The sequence below is a fragment of the Nonomuraea longicatena genome (genome assembly GCF_039525605.1).
In the GTDB taxonomy this organism is placed as follows: domain Bacteria; phylum Actinomycetota; class Actinomycetes; order Streptosporangiales; family Streptosporangiaceae; genus Nonomuraea; species Nonomuraea longicatena.
The window spans coordinates 21,240-40,661 of sequence record NZ_BAAAHQ010000035.1; the positions used below are offsets into that span (position 1 = coordinate 21,240).

At 70.1% G+C, this 19,422-nt stretch carries 21 protein-coding genes; 9 read left to right on the forward strand and 12 right to left on the reverse strand.

The genetic code is table 11. The annotated features are described in order from the left end of the window. Nucleotides 1–84 precede the first annotated feature (84 nt). Nucleotides 85–219 (forward strand): hypothetical protein, encoded by a 135-nt coding sequence (locus ABD120_RS27660; protein ID WP_343953042.1) that lies wholly within the window; start codon nt 85–87, stop codon nt 217–219. A 245-nt stretch (nt 220–464) separates the two neighbouring features. Here the strand turns inward: ABD120_RS27660 and ABD120_RS27665 are convergent, their stop codons facing one another. Next, nucleotides 465–1,646, reverse strand: a complete 1,182-nt coding sequence (locus tag ABD120_RS27665; RefSeq protein ID WP_343953043.1) for an acetyl-CoA C-acetyltransferase — start codon at nt 1,644–1,646, stop codon at nt 465–467. 84 nt (nt 1,647–1,730) lie between these two features. Between ABD120_RS27665 and mce the strand changes: the two genes are divergently transcribed. The 3 genes from mce to ABD120_RS27680 all read left to right on the forward strand — a co-directional run bounded on the left by mce (nt 1,731) and on the right by ABD120_RS27680 (nt 4,840). Further along, nucleotides 1,731–2,153 carry a methylmalonyl-CoA epimerase gene (mce, locus tag ABD120_RS27670; protein WP_343953242.1) on the forward strand — a complete coding sequence of 141 codons (423 nt, stop codon included), beginning with the start codon at nt 1,731–1,733 and terminating at the stop codon, nt 2,151–2,153. A 190-nt stretch (nt 2,154–2,343) separates the two neighbouring features. Continuing rightward, nucleotides 2,344–3,642 (forward strand): DivIVA domain-containing protein, encoded by a 1,299-nt coding sequence (locus ABD120_RS27675; RefSeq protein ID WP_343953044.1) that lies wholly within the window; start codon nt 2,344–2,346, stop codon nt 3,640–3,642. 115 nt (nt 3,643–3,757) lie between these two features. Then, on the forward strand, nt 3,758–4,840 hold the full coding sequence (locus ABD120_RS27680) for an AI-2E family transporter (RefSeq protein WP_343953045.1): 1,083 nt from the start codon (nt 3,758–3,760) through the stop codon (nt 4,838–4,840). Here the strand turns inward: ABD120_RS27680 and ABD120_RS27685 are convergent. From ABD120_RS27685 to ABD120_RS27700, 4 genes are all read right to left on the reverse strand, one after another. Further along, nucleotides 4,800–5,594, reverse strand: a complete 795-nt coding sequence (locus ABD120_RS27685) for an alpha/beta fold hydrolase (protein ID WP_343953046.1) — start codon at nt 5,592–5,594, stop codon at nt 4,800–4,802. The genes ABD120_RS27680 and ABD120_RS27685 overlap by 41 nt on opposite strands. A 72-nt stretch (nt 5,595–5,666) precedes the next feature. After that, nucleotides 5,667–6,374 (reverse strand): alpha/beta hydrolase, encoded by a 708-nt coding sequence (locus tag ABD120_RS27690; protein ID WP_343953047.1) that lies wholly within the window; start codon nt 6,372–6,374, stop codon nt 5,667–5,669. Between the two features lie 16 nt (nt 6,375–6,390). Next, a complete protein-coding gene (locus tag ABD120_RS27695) occupies nt 6,391–6,678 on the reverse strand; it encodes an ATP/GTP-binding protein (protein ID WP_343953048.1) in 288 nt (95 codons plus the stop codon). After that, nucleotides 6,675–6,803 (reverse strand): hypothetical protein, encoded by a 129-nt coding sequence (locus ABD120_RS27700; protein WP_343953049.1) that lies wholly within the window; start codon nt 6,801–6,803, stop codon nt 6,675–6,677. The genes ABD120_RS27695 and ABD120_RS27700 overlap by 4 nt, the downstream gene beginning before the upstream one ends. A 37-nt stretch (nt 6,804–6,840) precedes the next feature. Here ABD120_RS27700 and nucS point away from each other — a divergent pair, with 37 nt between their 5' ends. The 3 genes from nucS (at nt 6,841) to ABD120_RS27715 (ending at nt 10,224) form a co-directional block, all read left to right on the forward strand. Further along, nucleotides 6,841–7,503, forward strand: a complete 663-nt coding sequence (gene nucS / locus ABD120_RS27705; protein ID WP_343953050.1) for an endonuclease NucS — start codon at nt 6,841–6,843, stop codon at nt 7,501–7,503. Nucleotides 7,504–8,187: 684 nt separating this feature from the next. Next, entirely contained in the window at nt 8,188–9,489 is a 1,302-nt protein-coding gene (locus tag ABD120_RS27710; RefSeq protein ID WP_343953051.1) for a carotenoid oxygenase family protein, read from the forward strand. Between the two features lie 192 nt (nt 9,490–9,681). Continuing rightward, nucleotides 9,682–10,224 (forward strand): TetR/AcrR family transcriptional regulator, encoded by a 543-nt coding sequence (locus ABD120_RS27715; RefSeq protein ID WP_343953052.1) that lies wholly within the window; start codon nt 9,682–9,684, stop codon nt 10,222–10,224. Nucleotides 10,225–10,298: 74 nt separating this feature from the next. Here the strand turns inward: ABD120_RS27715 and ABD120_RS27720 are convergent, their stop codons facing one another. From ABD120_RS27720 to ABD120_RS27735, 4 genes are read right to left on the reverse strand one after another with little or no spacing between them, the layout of a single operon-like run. Then, nucleotides 10,299–10,616, reverse strand: a complete 318-nt coding sequence (locus ABD120_RS27720) for an STAS domain-containing protein (RefSeq protein ID WP_343953053.1) — start codon at nt 10,614–10,616, stop codon at nt 10,299–10,301. Nucleotides 10,617–10,656: 40 nt separating this feature from the next. Then, nucleotides 10,657–11,853: a sensor histidine kinase gene (locus ABD120_RS27725; RefSeq protein WP_343953054.1), complete on the reverse strand. Its 1,197-nt coding sequence runs from the start codon at nt 11,851–11,853 to the stop codon at nt 10,657–10,659. Between the two features lie 12 nt (nt 11,854–11,865). After that, nucleotides 11,866–12,975 carry an ABC transporter permease gene (locus ABD120_RS27730; RefSeq protein WP_343953055.1) on the reverse strand — a complete coding sequence of 370 codons (1,110 nt, stop codon included), beginning with the start codon at nt 12,973–12,975 and terminating at the stop codon, nt 11,866–11,868. Next, the gene (locus ABD120_RS27735) at nt 12,972–13,847 is read right to left on the reverse strand and encodes an ABC transporter ATP-binding protein (RefSeq protein ID WP_343953056.1); all 876 of its coding nucleotides are present in this window, start codon (nt 13,845–13,847) and stop codon (nt 12,972–12,974) included. Before ABD120_RS27735 ends, ABD120_RS27730 begins: the two co-directional genes overlap by 4 nt. Before the next feature lie 168 nt (nt 13,848–14,015). Here ABD120_RS27735 and ABD120_RS27740 point away from each other — a divergent pair, with 168 nt between their 5' ends. Together ABD120_RS27740 and ABD120_RS27745 are read left to right on the forward strand one after the other, a co-directional pair. After that, a complete protein-coding gene (locus ABD120_RS27740; RefSeq protein ID WP_343953057.1) occupies nt 14,016–15,860 on the forward strand; it encodes a hypothetical protein in 1,845 nt (614 codons plus the stop codon). Nucleotides 15,861–15,912: 52 nt separating this feature from the next. Next, nucleotides 15,913–16,503, forward strand: coding sequence for a cob(I)yrinic acid a,c-diamide adenosyltransferase (locus tag ABD120_RS27745; protein WP_343953058.1), 591 nt, complete (start codon nt 15,913–15,915; stop codon nt 16,501–16,503). A 613-nt stretch (nt 16,504–17,116) separates the two neighbouring features. Here the strand turns inward: ABD120_RS27745 and ABD120_RS27750 are convergent. The 3 genes from ABD120_RS27750 to atpD all read right to left on the reverse strand — a co-directional run bounded on the left by ABD120_RS27750 (nt 17,117) and on the right by atpD (nt 19,421). Then, a complete protein-coding gene (locus ABD120_RS27750; RefSeq protein ID WP_343953059.1) occupies nt 17,117–17,488 on the reverse strand; it encodes a DUF2550 domain-containing protein in 372 nt (123 codons plus the stop codon). Between the two features lie 20 nt (nt 17,489–17,508). Next, the gene (locus tag ABD120_RS27755) at nt 17,509–17,910 is read right to left on the reverse strand and encodes a F0F1 ATP synthase subunit epsilon (RefSeq protein ID WP_343953060.1); all 402 of its coding nucleotides are present in this window, start codon (nt 17,908–17,910) and stop codon (nt 17,509–17,511) included. A gap of 65 nt (nt 17,911–17,975) precedes the next feature. Then, complete coding sequence (gene atpD / locus ABD120_RS27760; RefSeq protein WP_343953061.1) at nt 17,976–19,421, reverse strand: F0F1 ATP synthase subunit beta; 1,446 nt, start codon at nt 19,419–19,421, stop codon at nt 17,976–17,978. Between the last annotated feature and the right edge of the window lies 1 nt (nt 19,422).

Sequence of the window (19,422 nt, forward strand, 5' to 3'; positions counted from 1 at the left end):
AAGGCATTCGCCTCATGTGCGGCAGGGGGTCTTAGGACGAGTCTTAGGAGTGCGGAAAGCAGTCACCAGCCAAGGAGCACTCCGATGAACGCCGAGATCGAATACATGATCATGAAGAACAAGCAGGAGGACCTGCGCAGGCAGACGGCCGAGCAGCGCCGCGTCCGCGAGGCCCGGCAGGGACGCCCCTCCCTGCTCGCCAGGATCCTGGGCGCATGAGCACGGGGTGCCCGCCACCGGCGGACACGAACACCCCAGACAGTACGGCGGACCGCGAAGCGGCCGCCGTACTGTCGTTCTCGGGCCCTTTCGGAGCGGCCCTGTTCTCGTTCACGGCGACGCCTTGAGCGGCGCGGCGCCGCTCGGCTGAGATCCGGGGCGTTCTCCGTCACCCCGAGGTCCGGGACGTACCGATGCCCGGTACGCCGGGCAGGACGTCGCGAACGCCGGGTCCGGCGGGCCGTCTAAGGGACGCGGATGATCAGGGCGTCGCCCTGGCCGCCGCCGCCGCACAGGCCGGCGGCACCGAGTCCGCCGCCCCTGCGCCTGAGCTCGTGGGCGAGCGCGAGCACGATCCGCGCGCCGGAGGCGCCGATCGGGTGGCCGACGGCGATGCCGCCACCGTTGACGTTGACCTTCTCCAGCGGGAGGCCGAGCTCCTTCGCCGACTGGATCACCACGCTCGCGAACGCCTCGTTGATCTCCACCAGGTCGAGGTCGGCGGCCGCCAGCCCCTGCTTGGCGAGGGCGTGCTTGATGGCGTTGGCCGGCTGCGACTGCAGTGAGGTGTCCGGGCCCGCGACGTTGCCGTGCCTGCCGATCTCGGCGAGCCAGCTCAACCCCAGTTCCTCGGCCTTCGCCTTGGACATCACCACGACCGCGCAGGCGCCGTCCGAGATCTGCGAGGCGGAACCCGCCGTGATGGTGCCGTCGGCGGCGAAGGCGGGCCGCAGCCTGGCCAGCGTCTCGGGGGTGGTGTCGGCCCTGACGCCTTCGTCGTCCTTGACCACGACCGGCTCGCCGCGCCGCTGCGGGATCTCGACGGGGACGATCTCGTCGTCGAAGACGCCGTTCTTGATGCCCGCCGCCGCGAGTTGGTGGGAGCGGGCGGAGACCGCGTCCTGCTCCTCGCGGGTGATGCCGAGCCGGGCGTTGTACCGCTCGGTGGACTCGCCCATCGCGACCTGGTCGAAAGCGCAGAACAGGCCGTCGTGCGCCATCGAGTCGACGACGGCCGAGCCACCGTACTTGACGCCCTTGCGCAGGCCGGGCAGCAGGTGCGGCGCGTTGCTCATGGACTCCATGCCACCCGCGACCACGATGTCGAACTCGCCGGCGCGGATCAGCTGGTCGGCCAGCGCGATGGCGTCGAGGCCGGACAGGCACACCTTGTTGACGGTCAGCGAGGGCACGGTCATCGGGATGCCCGCCTTCACCGCCGCCTGGCGCGAGGGGATCTGGCCGGCACCCGCCTGGAGCACCTGACCCATGATCACATACTCCACCTGCTCCGGCGACACGCCGGAGCGCTCCAGGGCCGCCTTGATCGCGATGCCGCCGAGTTCGACGGCGGACAGTCCGGAGAGTGAGCCGAGCAATCTGCCGATCGGCGTACGAGCTCCGGCGACGATGACGGATGCGGTCATGGCGGGTCCTCCTGTGCGCACGAGGGGTCGTTTGACACGATACCTACGGGTAGCCGGATGATCGCCACGGAGGTGGACCTCATAATGTTCATGCGCATCGACCACATCGGGATCGCCTGTCACGACCTTGAGGAGAAGATCGCATTGTTCACGGAGCTCTTCGACCTCACGGTGGTCGCCCGCGAGGTCAACGAGGAGCAAGGGGTCAAGGAGGCGATGTTGCACATCGCCGACGGCGCCGGCGGGGGCTCCTACATCCAGCTCCTGGAGCCGCTCAGCGCCGACTCGCCGGTGGGGAAGTTCCTGGCCAAGCGGGGCGAAGGCGTGCATCATGTGGCTTTCGGCGTCCCCGATGTGGGCCAAGCGATGGAACAGGTCGGAAGCAAGGGCGTCAGGCTGCTCGACGAGCGGCCCAGACACGGCTCGATGGGCTCGTCGATCGCGTTCCTGCATCCCAAGGATGTGGGAGGGATGCTCACCGAGTTGGTCCAAGCCGCCGACCGCTAGCAACCGCAAAACGTTCAAATGTAACTAGTCACGCAGAAAGTCGGACGGGGCCTCCTCGGCGGCAACGGCGGAGTACGCTGGCCTTCCGCCGGACATGGAGCCTGCCGCGAGGCACAGGCGCCTGGCTCGGATGCCCCGAACCCCCCGTCCGGCCGATGTAGCCGTCTCGACAACCCAGGATCGAGCCTCCATGCAGTCCGACATCGACGCCCAGCTCAACAACTTCTTCGAGGACGCCCCAGCGCGTGAGTTCGACGTGGTGCTGCGCGGTTACGACCGCCACCAGGTCCACGATCATCTGAAGCAGCTCGACGGAGAGCTGCGCCAGGCTCGCGAGCAGGTGACCAACCTGCAGCGCGGCCTGTCCGACTCCCAGCGCCAGCTGCAGGAGCAGGAACGGCCGACCTACTCCGGCCTAGGCGCCCGCATCGAGCAGTTGCTGCGCCTGGCCGAGGAGCAGGCCACCGAGCTCGTGCAGGCGGCCCGGTCGGAGGCCAACGAGATCAAGGCCGCCGCCAAGGTCGAGGCCGCCGACGTGCGCGCCGCCGCCGAGGCGGAGGCCGCCGACAAGCGCGCTCAGGCCACTCGCGAGTCCGACGAGATGCGCACCAGCGCCGAGCGGGAGGCCGAGGAGATCCGCTCGACCGCCCGCCGCGAGGCCGACGAGCTGACCGCCACGACCGAGCGCGAGGCCGCCAAGCTGCGCGCCACCGCCGACCACGAGGTGGCGGAGAAGCGCGCGGACGCCGAGCGCGAGATCGCCAAGCTGCGCACGACCACCGAGCGCGAGGTCGCCCAGCTGCGCGCCTCGACCAAGCGCGAGCGCGACGAGGTCCTGACCACCGCCAAGCGCCAGGCCGACGAGATGCGCGCCCAGGCTCAGCGGGTGCTGGAGGAGTCCGAGGCAAAGCGGGCCCAGGACGAGGCCGAGTTCGAGATCCAGCTCGCCTCGCGGCGCGAGGAGGCCGAGCGGCAGGAGGCCGAGCGCCACGCGACCGCCCAGGCCGCCACGCAGAAGCTGGTCGCCGAGGCCGAGCAGCGGGCGGCGACCGCCGAGTCCCGCGCCACCAAGGCCACCCAGCAGGCCGAGCAGAGCCGCCGCGAGGCCGACCTGCACGCCAAGCAGCTGGTCGCCAACGCCCGCAAGAGCTCCGAGCAGATCGTGTCCGACGCCAAGTCCAGCGCCGAGACGATCGTCAGCGAGGCCAAGGCCGAGGCCGAGCGCACCCGCTCCTCGATGCAGCGCCAGGTCGACGAGCTGACCCGTCAGCGCGACAGCATCACCAGCCACCTCGCGCAGCTGCGTCAGCTCCTCGGCGGTGCTCCGCTGCCGGGCATGGAGCCGGAGCCCGCGGTGACGTCCGCGCCCGCCAAGCCCGCCATCGCCGCCTCCAGCGGCACCGACAAGGCCGCCACCACGTCGGCCCCCGCCACGCCTCCCAAGACGGAGGCCAAGGCGGACGACGACAGCGAATGGTGGCAGGAATAAGAGGGGCGCCTATCACGGGGGCTAAGTGACGGCTGAAAGAGAGCCTGGCGACCTTCGGGTCGCTAGGCTCTCTTTTTGTCCTTTACTGGCCCGCTCGTGACCCATGGAGCCCTGCGTGTCGGCGGATGTCGAGACTTCTCCCGAGCCGAAGTCCGGCTTCGGACTGCCCGGAAAACCATTGTCCCGAGGCCCGTTCCTGTTCGGCCTCATCGGCGGCCTCGGGGTGCTGACCGCCATCGCCATCGGCCAGATGGTGGTCAAGTCGCTGAACACGATCATCCTGGTCGTGGTCGCGATGTTCCTGGCAGTCGGGCTCAATCCGGCCGTCGAGGCCCTCCAGCGGCGGCGCGTGTCCAGGAGGGGTGCGATCTCGATCGTGTTCGCCGGGGTGATCGTGGCCTTCACGCTGTTCGGGCTGGCCGTCGCACCACCGGTGAGCCAGCAGCTCGCCGAGTTCATCGACGCGGTGCCCGGCTACATCAGGGAGTTGGGCGCCAATCCGACGTTGCGACAGCTCGACGCGGAGTACCGGATCCTGGAGCAGGCCAGCTCGTTCGTGGCGGGGACACTGGGGCCCACGCTGGCCAGCGGCATCATGGGAGCCGGGCTGGTGGTGCTCGACGGCGTCTTCAACACCGTGACGCTGCTGGTGCTGATGCTGTACTTCCTCGGGTCGCTGCACACCATCAAGGCGTACCTGCTGAAGCTGGTTCCGGCCTCCCGCCGCGAGCGGACGAGCGCGATCAGCGAGGAGATCCTGTCCGGCATCGGCGGGTACGTCGCGGGCAACGTGCTCATCTCGGTGATCGCGGGGGTGCTGAGCTGGATCTTCCTGTCGATCGTCGGGGTGCCGTACGCGCTGGCGCTGGCCCTGGTGATCGCGCTCACCGACCTGATCCCGCTGGTCGGCGCGACCATCGGGGCGGTGCTCGTGACCGGGGTGGCGCTGCTCGACTCGGTGCCCGCCGGACTCGTCTGCGCCGTGTTCTTCGTCGTCTACCAGCAGGTCGAGAACTACGTCATCTACCCGAGGGTGATGAAGCGTTCGGTGGACGTCACCCCGGCCGTGACCGTGATCGCCGCGCTGTTCGGCGGAGCGCTCCTCGGCATCGTGGGCGCGCTGCTCGCCATCCCGGTCGCCGCGGCGATCGCGCTCATCATCCGCGAGTTGGTGCTGCCCCGCCAGGCACGGACCTGACGAAGGCGGCGACGACCGCGTTGAACGCCTCCGGCTGCTCGACGGCCGTCAGGTGCCCGGCCCGCTGGATGACCTCCAGCCGGGCGCCGGGAGCCGCCTGCGCCATCGCCTCGGCGTCGGCCACCGGCGAGATCTCGTCCTCCTCCCCCACGACGACCAGGAGCGGCACCTTCAGCGCCGCCAGCGTCTCGAAGGAGTCCTGGCGGGCGGCCATCGCCCGCTGCGCCCAGGCCACCGCGGCCGTGGGCGCCGCCTGGACCAGCCCGCGCACCCGTCCGTGCACCATGGGACGGCTCTGCCTGGTCGTCCGCCCGGTCAGCGCGGGCAGGACCTCGCGCACGAGTACGGCGGTGCCGTCCTCCAGCACCCGCCTGGCGATGTCCTCGCGCTTGTCCTTGACCGGCTCGGGGTCGGGCGCGGCCTTGGTGTCGGCCAGGACCAGGCCCAGCATGCGGTCGGGGTGGCGCCTGGCGAAGGCCATCGTCACGTAACCGCCCATCGACAGGCCGCCGATCACGGCCTGGTCGATCGACTGGGCGTCGAGGACCCGGGCCACGTCGTCGGCCATGAGGTCGATCGACGGCTCGTCGTCGCCGAGCAGTGAGCCACCGAAGCCGCGCAGGTCGGGGGTGATCACCCGGCAGCCGCCCGCCAGCCCCTCGCGCTGGGCCAGCCACATCGCGGAGGACAGGGGGAAGGCGTGAAGCAGGACGACCGGGACGCCGGTCCCGGTTGATCGCGTGTAGAGCTGCACGGACCACACCGTAGCCCCCCGGCGCGGCTCACGCAGGGCAGTCCGGAGTACCCACAGGTGGGACGGTACGCATCAGGGCAAATGCGTAGGCAACGGATGCTTGGCCGGGTTGACGCGCTTGACGATCTCGTCCAGCGCGATCCGCACGTAAGGTTCCCCCACCCACAGATGCTTGGCCCCCTCGACCCCCACGACCTCGGCCTGCGGGATCCTGGCGAAGCGGGCCCGCGCCTCCTCCGGCCGCAGGTAGTCGTCGAACTCGGGCACGAGCACGGTCATCGGGCGGCCGAAGCCGGCCCAGCCGTCGAGGTCGGCGTCGGTGGCCCGGTGCAGCGGCGGCGACAGCAGGATCGCGCCCTCGACCAGCGGGTCGCGGGCCCATTTGAGGGCGAGTTCGGTGCCGAAGGACCAGCCGACCACCCACACGTGCGGCAGGTCGTGGTACTCGGCGTACTCCAGCGCGGCGGCCACGTCGTGCCGTTCGCCGTCGCCGCCGTCGAAGGTCCCCTCCGAGGTGCCGCGCTCCGAGGAGGTGCCCCGGGTGTTGAAGCGGAGGACGGCGAGGTCGGCGAGCGCGGGCAGCCGGTTGGCGGCCTTCTTGTAGACGTGGCTGTCCATGAACCCGCCGTGGGTCGGCAGCGGGTGCAGGGTGACGAGCGTGGCGACGGGGTCGCGCTCGGCGGGCAGGGCCAGTTCGCCGACGAGGCTCAGGCCGTCGCCGGTGTGCAGTTCGATCGGTTCGCGACGGGCGGGGAGCACGGTGGCCGCGCGGATCTCCACTTCGTTCCTTTCGGGCTCAGTAACGGCTGCGGCCGGGACCGCGGTCGAGTCTCTTGCGCCAGCAGATCGTGTGCCAGTGGCGGCGTTCCTCGTCGCCTCCGGTCCAGTTGGGCCAGCTGACCAGGTGGGGGCTGCCCGCCGGGATCTCCTGGTCGCAGCCGGGGCAACGGTAGTCCTTCTCCCCTGAGCCGGTGAGCAGGCGGACCTTCCACTCTCCGTCCGGCCATTCCTCGACCTGCTCGGTGCCCCGGGGGTAGGCGAAGGGGCGGGTGGACTCCTTGCGGCGGGCGCGGCGGGGGCTCATGCGCGCGAGAAGGGGTCGAGACCTGCGGTGACGAGTTGGTCGAGCAGGGGGGCGGGGGCGAACACCTCGGCGATAACGGCACTCATCATGCCGATACCGACCACTCCCACCATTTCAAAGGCCATGCCCCCCAGTTTTCCAGAGCCGGTAGGGTGGGCCGTCATGCGGCTGGTCATCGCGCGATGCAGCGTGGATTACATGGGGCGGCTCACGGCACACCTGCCGATGGCGCCGAGGCTGATTCTCATCAAGGCGGACGGAAGCGTGAGCATCCACGCGGACGACCGCGCCTTCAAGCCGCTCAACTGGATGAACCCGCCGTGCAAGCTGAAGGAGGACGGCGGCACCTGGACCGTCACCCACGGCAAGACGGGTGAGAAGCTGGTGCTGACCATGGAGGAGATCCTCCACGACTTCTCCCACGAACTCGGCGTCGACCCCGGGCTGATCAAGGACGGGGTCGAGGCGCATCTGCAGGAACTGCTCGCCGAGCACATCACGACGCTGGGCGAGGGATACTCGCTGGTCAGGCGCGAGTACATGACGGCGATCGGTCCGGTCGACATCCTGTGCCGCGACGCGGCGGGGGCGACGGTGGCGGTGGAGATCAAGCGGCGGGGCGAGATCGACGGGGTGGAACAGCTGACGCGCTACCTCGAACTGCTCAACCGCGACCCGCTGCTGGCGCCGGTGCGGGGGGTGTTCGCGGCCCAGGAGATCAAGCCGCAGGCACGGGTGCTGGCCGCCGACCGCGGCATCGACTGCGTCACCCTGGACTACGCCGCGCTACGCGGCATCGAGCCGGAGAACCCGACGTTGTTCTAGGGGACGGGGTCCCAGGGGCGGCTCTGAGCACGCCGCCCGCCGCCGCCCGTTCCCAGATGCACGGAAACGCGCTCACCGGGGACGCCGGTGAGCGCGTTCGCCACCGCAGGGACGTTCGTCTTCAACTGCGGATACGCCGTGCTCTCGGCCTCGGTGAACCGGGGCGCCACCCATCGGCCGTGTGAGAACAGCTCGGTCTGGCCGGCGTGACACGGCGAGGCCGGGTCGGCCGACAGCCGCTGAGCGATCGTGTCGAGACCGACCCGAGGCGCAGGTCCTGCGCCGGTGTCGCCGTAGATGCGGGTAGCCGGTGAGCGGGTCCTTCGGGTTGGTCAGTCACGGTTTGGCCACGTAGGCGGCGCCGTTCTTCGCCCCACGCCGGCCCCGCCCCCAGGGAGGGGCGTCAGGGGCGGCGTTGCGGTCGCGACGTGGGGCGGGGGGTGGCGCTCGGGGAGGCCCTCAGGCCCGTGCGGTGGGCGGCGGGTGGGGGTGGCTGGGCCGTGAGGGGGGATGGGTCTTGCCCGGAAACCCGACATAGGACCCGGACATAAAGGGGATGGGTCTACACAAAGACACGAAAGACGGATGCGATGGGAGGGCGGGTGAGACATCCCGCGTCATTCCACTATTGACATGTCAGATCTGGAGATTCTACTTTTGACATATCGAGATTGGAGGATCCGCATGGGCAAGGCCTATCTGACCGGCGATTTCGCCGCCGTCCCCGACGAGATCGAGGCGCACGACCTTCCCCTCACCGGCACGCTCCCGCCCGAGCTGACCGGCCGCTACTTCCGCAACGGCCCCAACCCCAAGCCCGGCGACGACCCAGGTCACTGGTTCGCCGGCGACGGCATGATCCACGGCATCCGCCTGCACGAGGGGCGCGCCGAGTGGTATCGCAACCGCTGGGTACGCACCCGTCACTTCACCGAGAACGCGCCCTTCCTGAGCGAATCCGGCCTCGACCTCACAGCCGGCACGGCCAACACCCACGTGATCAGGCACGACGACCGGATCTTCGCCCTGGTCGAGGCCGCCTACCCCTATGAGCTGACGCCCGAGCTCGACACCATCGGCCCGTGCGACTTCGGCGGCAAGCTGACCACCGCCATGACCGCCCACCCCAAGCTCGACCCGATCACCGGCGAGCTCCACCTCTTCGGCTACGGCTACTTCCCGCCGTTCCTCACCTACCACCGTCTGTCGGCGGACGGCGAGCTGGTGGAGAGCCGCGAGATCGAGGGCCCCGGCCCGACGCTGATGCACGACTTCGCGATCACCGAGCGGCACCTGGTCTGGCTGGACCTGCCGGTGACGCTCGACCTCGACCGCGACTCGGCCATGCCGTTCGCCTACGACGAGAGCTACGGCGCCCGCATAGGCATCACCCCGCGCGCCGGCGGCGAGACCCGCTGGTTCGAGGTGGATCCGTGCGCCGTCTTCCACGTCGGCAACGCCTGGGAGGACGAGCAGGGCCGCGTCGTGCTCAACGCCGTCCGCTACACCGGCGAGACGTTCACCGGACTATGGGAGGGCATCAGCGGTCGCGCGGACCTCGCCGGGGCGGCCGCGGAGATCAGCGTGGCGAACCCGTACCGCTGGACGCTCGACCCGACCACCGGCGCGGTCACCGAGGAACTGCTCGACGACAGGGGCGTGGAGTTCCCGACGCTGAACGAGACCCGGGTGGGCCGTGAGAACCGGTTCCTGTACACGGTCGGAGTCGAGCAGATCGTCAAATATGATCATCTGACGGGGTCGGCCGCCAGCCTCGCCACCGGGGGACGCACCGGCGAGGCGGTGTTCGTCCCCGCCGAGGGGGCCATCTCGGAGGACGACGGATGGTTGTTGTCGATCGTCACCGCGAGTAGGGGTTCACGGCTGCTCGTCGCCGACGCCCGCGATCTGAAGGAGGTGGCGTCCGTGACGCTGCCGCGCCGCGTTCCCGCCGGATTCCACGGATCGTGGCTGCCCGACCACTGAGTGGCCGGTCAGGTTCGATGTCCCGTGCACGGCAGATGCAAGTGGCGATCGTGCACTCTTTCCGAAAAGGGATCATCCGTCCATAATTGAGGGCTCTGGGGGCCACAATCATGTTGGACGGGTGTGAATGTGAACCGGTCTTACCGGGGAATGTCGGCCGAGCAAAGGCTGGCGGACAGGCGTGAGCGGCTGATGACGGCCGCCTACACGCTGTACGCGAAACCGGGCTTCTCCGCTACGACGATCGAAAGGCTCTGCTCGGAGGCGCGGATCTCCAACCGCGCCTTCTACGAATGTTTCGGCGGCCGCGAGGAACTCCTTCAGGCACTGCACGAGCGATGCGTCGAGGAAAGCCTCGCGGTCGTGGCCAAAGCGTTACAGGAAGCGCCTGCCACGCTCATGGACAGAATCGCCTCCGGAGTGCGCGCGTATATGGAATTCGCGACCGCCGACTGGCGCCGGGCCCGCATCATGCACCTGGAGGTCCGCAGGTCAGGCGATGTGCTCGCGGTGTCGCGGCAGCGCGCCGTCGCCTCCTTCGCCCAGCTCATCGAAGACGCCTCCGCCGAATTCCCGGTGACCGTGCCGATCGACCGGCGGCTGGTGGCGCTCGCCGTCATTGGAGCGCTGCAAGAACTGCTCATCGAATGGCTGATGTCGGACCACCAGCCGGAACTGGACAAGCTCATCGAGGTGGCGGTTCACATCTGTGGCCGCAGCCTCGGGGCGACCTGAGGATTCGGTGGCGCGATATTCCCCCATTTCATCGCGTCCGCAAATAGCCAAAAGCGCTGAGGAAAATCGGAGGGTCAGGCCACGGCCTGGGCGGCGATCTCCAGATGGAGAATGCGGTTGAGTCTGGTGACCGCGAGTATCCGCATGATCCGGGGTGGCACATTGCGCAGCACCAGGCGGCGTCCGGCCGATAGCGCGCGCCGGTGGGTGCCCACCAGCACCCCGAGCCCGGTGGCGTCGATCATCTCCAGCCGCGACAGGTCGAGGACCAGGTCGCCCCCGCCCGCGTCGACCGCGTCGTGCAGGCGCGGGCGCACTCCGGCGGACGTCCCCGCGTCGAGCCGGGATCCCACCCGGATCACCTGTGCTCCCCGTTTCCCCCGGACGCGCATGTCACCTCCCGTGATTCCAGTGTCCACCTCTCCTACCCCCTCAGCGAGGGACAACCGCCCTCAGGTGGAACTCCCCGTCGCCCGCCGGCCGAGCCGACAGCGTGCCGTCCACGGCCGCCAGCCGTTCGCCCAGCCCCGCGAGGCCGCTGCCCAGATCGGCCGCCTGTCTACGTGCTACCCCGTCATTGCGCACCTCAAGGGTGGTTCCCTCCGGTCCCAGGCGCAACGTGATGGCGCAGAAGCCCGCCTCCGAGTGCTTGAGCACGTTCGTCACCGCCTCGCGCAGCACCACGGCCAGCACCGGCGCGGCGGCGCCGGCCAAATCGCCCGCCACGTCGCCGACCACGTCGCCCGCCGCGTCGCGGCCGGGCAGCCGCAGCTCGCAGCGCACCCCCGCCGCCTCCAGGACGCTCTTCACGCTGTGCAGCTCCGCGGTCAGGTCCAGCTCCCGGTAGCCGCGTACGGCCTCGCGCAGTTCGCGCAGCGCCTTCCTGGTCAGGTCGCGGACCTCGGTCATCTCGGCCTTGGCGGCGTCGCCGTCGCCCTCCGCCAGCCGTACGGCGAGGGCCGACTTGACCGCCAGCGCGGAGAGCTGATGTCCAACGATGTCGTGCATGTCGCGGGAGAACCGCAGCCGCTCCTCCGCCACCGCGAGCCTGGCCCGCGCCTCCCTGCCCTCGTGGGCCTGCCTGGCCAACTGCCAGATCCACAGCCACAGGCGGGTGCTGGGCGGTAGAACCGCGCACATGGCCGCGTAGATGACGACGACCACGACGACCCAGGCCGTCCAGTCCAGGCCGAAGACGGTCATCGTGCTCTCCCCGCGCGCGACCCAGAACAGCGCGGACCCGATCAGGAACACCGCGGTCCCCGCCGCCTGCACCACCGCGACCCACCGCCGCACCCCGCCGGAGGCCACCGCCAGCCAGGCCAGCGGCACGAAGCCCCAGCCGTACGGCTCGGCCCCGCCCACCCCGCCGGCCACCGCCGCGAGCACCCCCGAGACGCTCGCCTCCCGCAGGGGGTAGGGCCCGCCCTCGACCAGCGCCCTGCTGACCCGCACGCCCAGCCAGGTGAAGACGACCAGGGCAACGGCCGCGACACCCAGCCGCCACCAGGGCAGCAGCGGGTGAACCACGTTCCTGAGGATCATCAACGCGGGGAGGACCCCGCCGAGCGCCAGCGGCAAGCCGACGATCAGCCAGGTCCTCGCCCTGGCGTGCTCCAGGTCGTCCACGAACGCTGCCGCCTACTTGGACCGCAGGACGTCGACCAGCTTGACCCGCGCCCCAGTACGGATCACCGCCCGCTCGTACACCTTGGCGCCGATGGACAGCATCACGACCACGGCCGCCGCCATCAGCACGGCCGCGAGACCCACCTCCCACAGCGGCACCTCCGTGGAGGCCAGCCGCACCGGCATCACCATCGAGGAGAACGGCGGCAGGATCGAGATGACCTGCGCGAACACGCTCGTGGGCTCGTTCATGGCGTAGAAGCTGATCAGGTAGGGCGCCATGAGCAGCATGGTCATCGGGGTCAGGACGTTGCCGACCTCCTCCTGGCGCGAGACCAGCGACGCCAACGCGGCCGCCATCGTCGCGAAGAAGGCGTATCCCAGGACGAACCACACCAGCACCCAGATCACGATGCTCGTCATACCGGGCGGGAAGTCCGCCGCGAGCCCGGAGGCGAACGCGGCGATCAGGCCCGCGGCCAGCGTCACGACCAGATTGATCATGCCGACCACGCCCAGCCCGACGATCTTGCCGCCGAGCAGCTGCCAGGGCCGGAGGGAGGCGAACAGGATCTCCACGATCCGGCTGCCCTTCTCCTCGACCACGCCCATCGCGACCATCATGGCCTGGCCGAACAGCATCAGGAACAGCACCATGATCAGCACGAACGCGATGCCGGACCGTGCCGACTCGTAGCGGGCGTCCCCTCCGACCGACTCCATCGCGAGCGGCGGGATCTGCACCCCGGCCGCGCCCAGCTTCACCTCGCGGTTGACGCTCTGCAGCAGCACACCGAGCTGGGAGTCGATCTCGCCGTCTGTCAGCACCTTGTCGCCCGCGACGAGGACCGCGTCCAGGTCGCCGTCGAGCAGCGCCTTGGTGGCGGCCTGCCGGTCGGCGAAGGAACGCCACTCGAACTCGGTGTCCGGCGCGGCCGCCTTCAGCGGCAGCTGGGCGGTCCCGACGGTGCCGAGCCGGTAGGAGTCCGGCCCGCCGAACAGTTTGGGGGCGAACGCCAGGGCGCCCATGAGCACCACCGTGACCAGCAGTCCGATCACGAACGCGCGGGAGCGCACCTGCGTGGTGATCTCCCGCCGCGCCACCAGCATCAGGCTGTTCACGCCGTCGCCTCCTTGAAGATCTCGGTGAGCGAGGGCCGCTCGACGCCGAAGTGCTCAAGCCGTCCCGCGTTCACCGCGCGCCGCAGGATCTCCTGGTCGTCGCGGTGGCCGGTGACGAGCACGCTGGCGTCCCCCTCCGTGGTCAGCGTCCCGGGCAGGCCGTCGGCCCAGCCGGGTACGGCGCCGCGCACGACGACCCTGAGCAGGTTGTTGCCCGCCGAGCGCAGTTCGGCGACGGCGCCGCTGGCCACCATGCGACCGGCGGAGATGATGCCCACGGCGTCGCAGAGCCGCTCGACGAGGTCGAGCTGGTGGCTGGAGAAGACCACCGGCACCCCGCCGGCGCGGCGCTCCTGGAGGACACCGGCGAGCGCGTCCACCGCGATCGGGTCCAGGCCGGAGAACGGCTCGTCCAGGATCAGCACCTCGGGGTCGTGCACGAGCGCGACGGCGAGCTGGACCCGCTGCTGGTTGCCCAGCGACAGGGCCTCGACGGCGTCGCCCCGGCGCTCGGTCAGCGACAGGCGCTCCAGCAGCTCGGCGGTGGCGGTCGCGGCCCGCGACTGGCTGAGGCCGTGCAGGCGGCCGAAGTATTCGATCTGCTCGGCGACGCGCATCTTCTGGTAGAGGCCGCGCTCTTCGGGCATGTAGCCGAAGCGGCGCCGCTCCCCGGGCCCGACAGGCGCGTTCTGCCAGGTCACCGAGCCGGAGTCGGCCCGGAGCACGCCCATCGCGATCCGCATCGTGGTGGTCTTGCCCGCACCGTTGGCGCCGACGAAACCGAACATCTCGCCCGGGCGTACGGTGAACCCGACGCCGTCGAGGGCGACCTTGTCCCCGAATCGCTTGCGAAGGTCCGTGATTTGCAGCATGCCCCCATGGTGCCGTCGGCACGGTATGCCCAGGTAGTCGTTGAAATCACCGGCCCGGCATGCACGGTGAGTGCCCAGGCGATGACATTTGTCATGTCGGGCTTGCCGGGATTAATGAAGACTGTTTGTATTTATCCGTCGAGCCCCACCGACCCCGCCGAGGCCCACATGATCGTCACGTTCCACGAGGACGGCTTCCCGCTCCGCTTCACCCACCCCGGCCTGCCCGGACATCCCTTCCTCCTCCAGGAGGGCACCGACGTCTGGCACACCCCGGCCCACCGGTGGGGCAGCGGATTCGCCGTCACCTCACGGGGCTCCGGCCGGTGGGGGGCGGGAGGCGGCGCCCACGAACCCGTACCCGGCCTCGAACTCACCGTGACCCGCGAGCACCGCCTGCCGCTCGTCGAGACGTACACGTGGACCAACACCGGCGACGATCCCCTCACGATCGGCTCACTTGCCCTCTCGCTGCCGATCAGGGACGTCTACGACTCCGCCGAGGACAGCCTGTCGCGCGCCTGCCACGCGCACGTGTGGACCGGCGGAGCCTGGTCGTGGGTCCTCGCCCAGCCCATGGCGGGCACCGGACCCGTGCTCGGCACCATCGTGCGCGAGGGCGCGCTGTGGGCGTACTCGGTGGAGTCCAGGAACATCGGCTCCGGCTCCAACGCGCGCGGCCACATCCTGCTGCACGTCACCGACCACGCCCGCAACCCCGAGGCGTTCGGCGGGCAGCCCGAGATCACGCTCGCCCCCGGCCAGAGCCACACGCTCAAGCTGGAGACCGACTTCCACGCGAGCGTCGCCGACTTCCTGGCCGCGACGGACCCGCCCGCCGAGATCGGCGACCTGGTCGCGGAGACGGGTACGGCCCTGCGCGTCGGCGAGCGCTCGATCGTCTCCGCCGAGCACGGCGTCCACCACGTGGACCTGCCCGGCGGCAGCAGGACCGCCGTCCTGTTCCACCTCCCCCAGCGCGAACTCGTCGAGCGCCGCGTCGCCCGCATCCTCGCCGACCACCGGCCGCTGCACCTCGACGGCCCGGAACGGCACGCCTTCGTGTGCTTCGACAACGACACCGGGCTCACCCAGCCCACGGCCGGCTGGGGCGACTGGACCGACGGCGCCGAACGCCTGGCCATGCCCGCCCTCCTGCAGCAGGCCCGGCTGCGCGGCTGGGGCGACACCGCCGCCGTCGACGAGGCGCTGCACGCCTGGGCCGCCTTCGCCCGTACCTGGCTGGTGTCGGAGGACGGCACCGTCAACCGGGGCAGCCATTTCCCCGAGCGCCGGCCCCGCCTCTACAACGTGCCCTGGCTCGCCCACTTCTTCGCCGACCAGTACCGCCTGTACGGCAGCCCGGCCGACCTCGACCTGGCCGCCCGTGTCATCGAGCGCGCCTACGCCCTCGGCGCCCGCGACCACCTGCTCATCGGTCTGCCCGAGGTCGTCAACCTGGTCGCGGACCTGCTCGGCGACGGCGAGCGCGCCACCGCGCTCAGGGAGGAGCTGACCAAGCACGCCGCCCACTTCGCCGGGCTCGGCGGCGCGCTGCCCAGCCACGAGGTCAACTACGAGCAGTCCATGGTGGCGCCGCTCGTCACCCTCCTCGCGCTCGACGGCGGCTACCCGGAGGAACTGGAGCGCGCCGTCCGCTGGCTGCGCGCCTTCGGTGGCCCTCAGCCGCACGTCCGGCTGCGCGACATCGGCATCAGGCACTGGGACGGCTTCTGGTTCGGCCGCAACCGCCAGTACGGCGACGTCTTCCCCCACCACTGGAGCGTCCTGACGGCCGTCGCCCTCGCCCAGGTCGGCGACCACGGCACCGCAGCGGACATCTTCCGCGCCAACCTCGCCCACTACACCGGCGACGGCGCCGCCACCTGCGCGTTCGTGATGCCGAGCTGCGTCGAGGGCGTCCCGGCCCACCGCCCTGACCCACTCGCCAACGACCAGGACTGGTCACTCACCCTGTGGCTACGCACCACCGCCGACCACCCCGCGCCCTGACTGCCCGGCTTCCGGTCACATCGCCGATCGGGGGCTGTGCGATGCTGATGCCATGACGCGAGCAGACAAGGACAAGCCGGTCGTCCTCTCGAAGATCTACACCCGCGCCGGGGACGACGGCACGACCGCGCTCGCCGACATGAACCGCACGCACAAGACCGACCCGCGCCTGGCCGCGTACGCCGACGCCGAGGAGGCCAACGCGGCCATCGGGCTCGCCCTGTCCTACGGCACCCTGCCCTCCGCCGTCGCCGAGGTGCTGGTCCGCGTGCAGAACGAGCTGTTCGACCTGGGTGCCGACCTCGCCACCCCGGTGGTGGCCGAGCCGGAGTTCCCGCCGCTGCGGGTCGAGCAGTCTTATATCGACTGGCTGGAGGCGCAGTGCGACGCCTTCAACACCGGCCTCTCGCCGCTGCGCAGCTTCATCCTGCCCGGCGGCGATCCGGCCACCGCGCAACTCCACGTGGCCAGGGTCACGGTCAGAAGGGCCGAGCGTACGGCCTGGGCGGCGCTGGCGGCCCACGACGACACGAACCCGTTGACGGCCAAATACCTCAACCGGCTGTCGGACCTGCTGTTCATCCTGTGCCGCGTGGCCCACGCCGGCAGCGAGATCCTGTGGAAGCCGGGCGGCACCCGGTAGCCTCCGGCCCTTTCCGACAGCAGCCACGCGCCGCGCGGCAGGGGTCACGTTCCCTTTCCGACAGCAGCCACGCGCCAGGGTTCACGTTCCCTTCCGACAGCGGCACGCGCAACCCGGCAGGGGTCACGCCGACCGACTCACCGCCTCGAACACCCGGCGACTCGTGCCCGGTTCCTTGCCCGTGGACGCGCTCGACGGATCGCCGGTCAGTCGTCGTGGATCTCGGCGAGACCAAGGGCACGGTCGCGCGTCAGCTCGGGGCCACGATCGCGGGCGTGGAACTCGCCACCCCGCTCGCCTGGATCCCACCCGAACCCGCCCCTCGACGCCTCCCCTCCGCCCCCCTCAACCGGTTTCCGGTCGCCGACGGGCGGGACCCCGTAGGCGCGCTCGGATGGCCGGCGGGGCGGCGTGGCGGCGGGATGAGGGAGCGTTCGCGTGGCGCCGGGGAGGCCGTCAGCGGGGACGGCGGGCGGCGGGTGGGCGCGGCTTCCGCCGTAACGGATGGGGGAAGACCGTAACGGACGGAGAGAGTCCCGCAATGGATGGGGAGACTGTCATAACGAACGGAGAGTCCCGCGACGAGCGGGGAGGACGCCCTGACGGGCGGGGATCACGCGTCGAGATAGGCGCTGGGGGGAGCGGACTCCAGCCACGCGAGGAAGCCCGTCATCGCGTCGGCGCTCATCGCCAGCGACACGCCCGCGCAGTCGATCGCGTACAGGCCGCCCTCGATTTCCCTGCGCTCGGAAACGACCAAGCCGCGCCTCGCGATCGCGTGGCGCGGCTTGAGTCGCACACCTATGAGCGGGATCCAGTGGACCTCTCCGTCGGCGTAGCGGGCTACCCCGCTACGCCAGGCGCGGGAGTTCTCGCGCAGCCGACAGGGCACGCTCCCACGCGTGCGCGCGAGCGTGAACCCGCGCAGCACGATCAGGGCGGCGAACAGCAGCACACCACAGAAAACCGTCAGTGCCGCCGCCATCGCCGCCCCCTCTGACAAGATCAGACGTCTTCGCCGGCCGCGCGCAGCCGGGCCTTGGCACGCTTGGCGGCGATGGCCGCGTCGGCGTCCTCCTGGTTGGCCTCGATCGAGGCCTGCGCGCGCTCAAGAGCGTCACGGGCCGCCGCGACATCGACCTCGGAACCGAGCTCGGCCACCTCGGCGAGCACCGAGACCTCGTTGTCGGCCACGGAGACGAACCCTCCGTGGACGGCCGCGACCAGGTCGGCCTCGCCCTCCCGCTTCACGCGCAGCACGCCGCCCTCGACGAGCACGCCGAGAACAGGTGCGTGTTGCGGCATGATACCGATCTCGCCGTCCACGGTCTTGGCAATCACCATGTCGGCTTCGCCCGACCAGATCTCCCGCTCTGGCGAGACAACCCCTACGTGTAGCTTGGCCACGTCAGGTTCCTTTCCGCTCAGACCCACCTGTCCGGAAATTTCCGGACAGGTGGGTCAGTGGGCGATCAGCGCTCGAGTTCCTTGGCCTTGGCCACGGCCTGGTCGATGCCACCGACCATGAAGAACGCCTGCTCGGGCAGGTGGTCGTACTCGCCGGCGCACAGCCCCTTGAAGGAGGCGATGGTCTCGTCCAGCGGCACGTTCTCGCCCGGCTGGCCGGTGAACGCCTCGGCGGCGTACATCGGGTGCGACAGGAAGCGCTCGATCCGGCGGGCCCGCTGGACCGTGACCTTGTCCTCTTCGGAGAGCTCGTCGATACCCAGGATCGCGATGATGTCCTGCAGTTCCTTGTACTTCTGCAGAATCCGCTTGGTCTCCTGGGCCACCGCGTAGTGCTCCTCGCCCACGACCTGCGGGTCGAGGATGCGGGAGGAGGAGTCGAGCGGGTCCACCGCGGGGTAGATGCCCTTCTCCGAGATCGGCCGCGAAAGCACGGTCTGCGCGTCGAGGTGCGCGAACGCGTTGTGCGGCGCCGGGTCGGTGATGTCGTCGGCGGGCACGTAGATCGCCTGCATGGAGGTGATCGAGTGACCACGCGTCGAGGTGATGCGCTCCTGGAGCACACCCATCTCGTCGGCCAGGGTCGGCTGGTAGCCCACCGCCGAGGGCATACGGCCCAGCAGGGTCGAGACCTCGGAGCCCGCCTGCGTGAAGCGGAAGATGTTGTCGATGAACAGCAGCACGTCCTGCTTCTGCACGTCGCGGAAGTACTCCGCCATCGTCAGAGCCGACAGCGCCACGCGCAGACGGGTGCCCGGCGGCTCGTCCATCTGGCCGAAGACGAGTGCGGTGTCCTTGAGAACGCCCGCCTCCTCCATCTCCAGCCAGAGGTCGTTGCCCTCACGGGTACGCTCGCCGACACCGGCGAAGCAGGAGGTACCACCGAAGTTGCGCGCGACTCGGCGGATCATCTCCTGGATGAGGACGGTCTTGCCCACACCCGCGCCGCCGAACAGGCCGATCTTGCCACCCTGCACGTACGGCGTCAGCAGGTCGATGACCTTGATGCCGGTGACCAGCATCTCGGTGCGCGACTCAAGCTGGTCGAAGGCGGGCGGGGGACGGTGGATGCCCCACTTCTCGGTGACCTTGAGGGACGAGGTCGGCACGTCGAGCGCCTCACCGAGCGTGTTCCACACGTGGCCCTTGACGACGTCGCCGACCGGCACCGAGATCGGCGCACCGCTGTCGGTGACAGCCGCACCGCGGACCAGGCCGTCGGTGGGCTGCATGGAGATGGCCCGGACGAGGTTGTCGCCCAGGTGCTGGGCCACCTCAAGGGTCAGCTTCTTGGTCTCGCCGCCGAGGACGACCTCGACGGTGAGCGCGTTGTAGATGTCGGGCATCGAGTCGACGGAGAACTCCACGTCGACGACGGGACCCTTGACGCTGGCCACACGGCCGACGCCGGCCGCCGCGCTCTCTACTGTCTCTACAGCCTCTGCAGTCATT

Bases quoted from the DNA above. Each gene is read 5' to 3' on its own strand.
- ABD120_RS27735 (WP_343953056.1), bottom strand. From the start codon at position 13,847: ATGCTGCAAATCACGGACCTTCGCAAGCGATTCGGGGACAAGGTCGCC.
- ABD120_RS27675 (WP_343953044.1), top strand. From the start codon at position 2,344: ATGCAGTCCGACATCGACGCCCAGCTCAACAACTTCTTCGAGGACGCC.
- ABD120_RS27710 (WP_343953051.1), top strand. From the start codon at position 8,188: ATGGGCAAGGCCTATCTGACCGGCGATTTCGCCGCCGTCCCCGACGAG.
- ABD120_RS27665 (WP_343953043.1), bottom strand. From the start codon at position 1,646: ATGACCGCATCCGTCATCGTCGCCGGAGCTCGTACGCCGATCGGCAGA.
- atpD (WP_343953061.1), bottom strand. From the start codon at position 19,421: ATGACTGCAGAGGCTGTAGAGACAGTAGAGAGCGCGGCGGCCGGCGTC.
- ABD120_RS27700 (WP_343953049.1), bottom strand. From the start codon at position 6,803: ATGGCCTTTGAAATGGTGGGAGTGGTCGGTATCGGCATGATGAGTGCC.
- ABD120_RS27750 (WP_343953059.1), bottom strand. From the start codon at position 17,488: ATGGCGGCGGCACTGACGGTTTTCTGTGGTGTGCTGCTGTTCGCCGCC.
- ABD120_RS27660 (WP_343953042.1), top strand. From the start codon at position 85: ATGAACGCCGAGATCGAATACATGATCATGAAGAACAAGCAGGAGGAC.
- ABD120_RS27715 (WP_343953052.1), top strand. From the start codon at position 9,682: ATGACGGCCGCCTACACGCTGTACGCGAAACCGGGCTTCTCCGCTACG.
- ABD120_RS27745 (WP_343953058.1), top strand. From the start codon at position 15,913: ATGACGCGAGCAGACAAGGACAAGCCGGTCGTCCTCTCGAAGATCTAC.
- nucS (WP_343953050.1), top strand. From the start codon at position 6,841: ATGCGGCTGGTCATCGCGCGATGCAGCGTGGATTACATGGGGCGGCTC.
- ABD120_RS27695 (WP_343953048.1), bottom strand. From the start codon at position 6,678: ATGAGCCCCCGCCGCGCCCGCCGCAAGGAGTCCACCCGCCCCTTCGCC.
- ABD120_RS27720 (WP_343953053.1), bottom strand. From the start codon at position 10,616: ATGCGCGTCCGGGGGAAACGGGGAGCACAGGTGATCCGGGTGGGATCC.
- mce (WP_343953242.1), top strand. From the start codon at position 1,731: ATGTTCATGCGCATCGACCACATCGGGATCGCCTGTCACGACCTTGAG.
- ABD120_RS27740 (WP_343953057.1), top strand. From the start codon at position 14,016: ATGATCGTCACGTTCCACGAGGACGGCTTCCCGCTCCGCTTCACCCAC.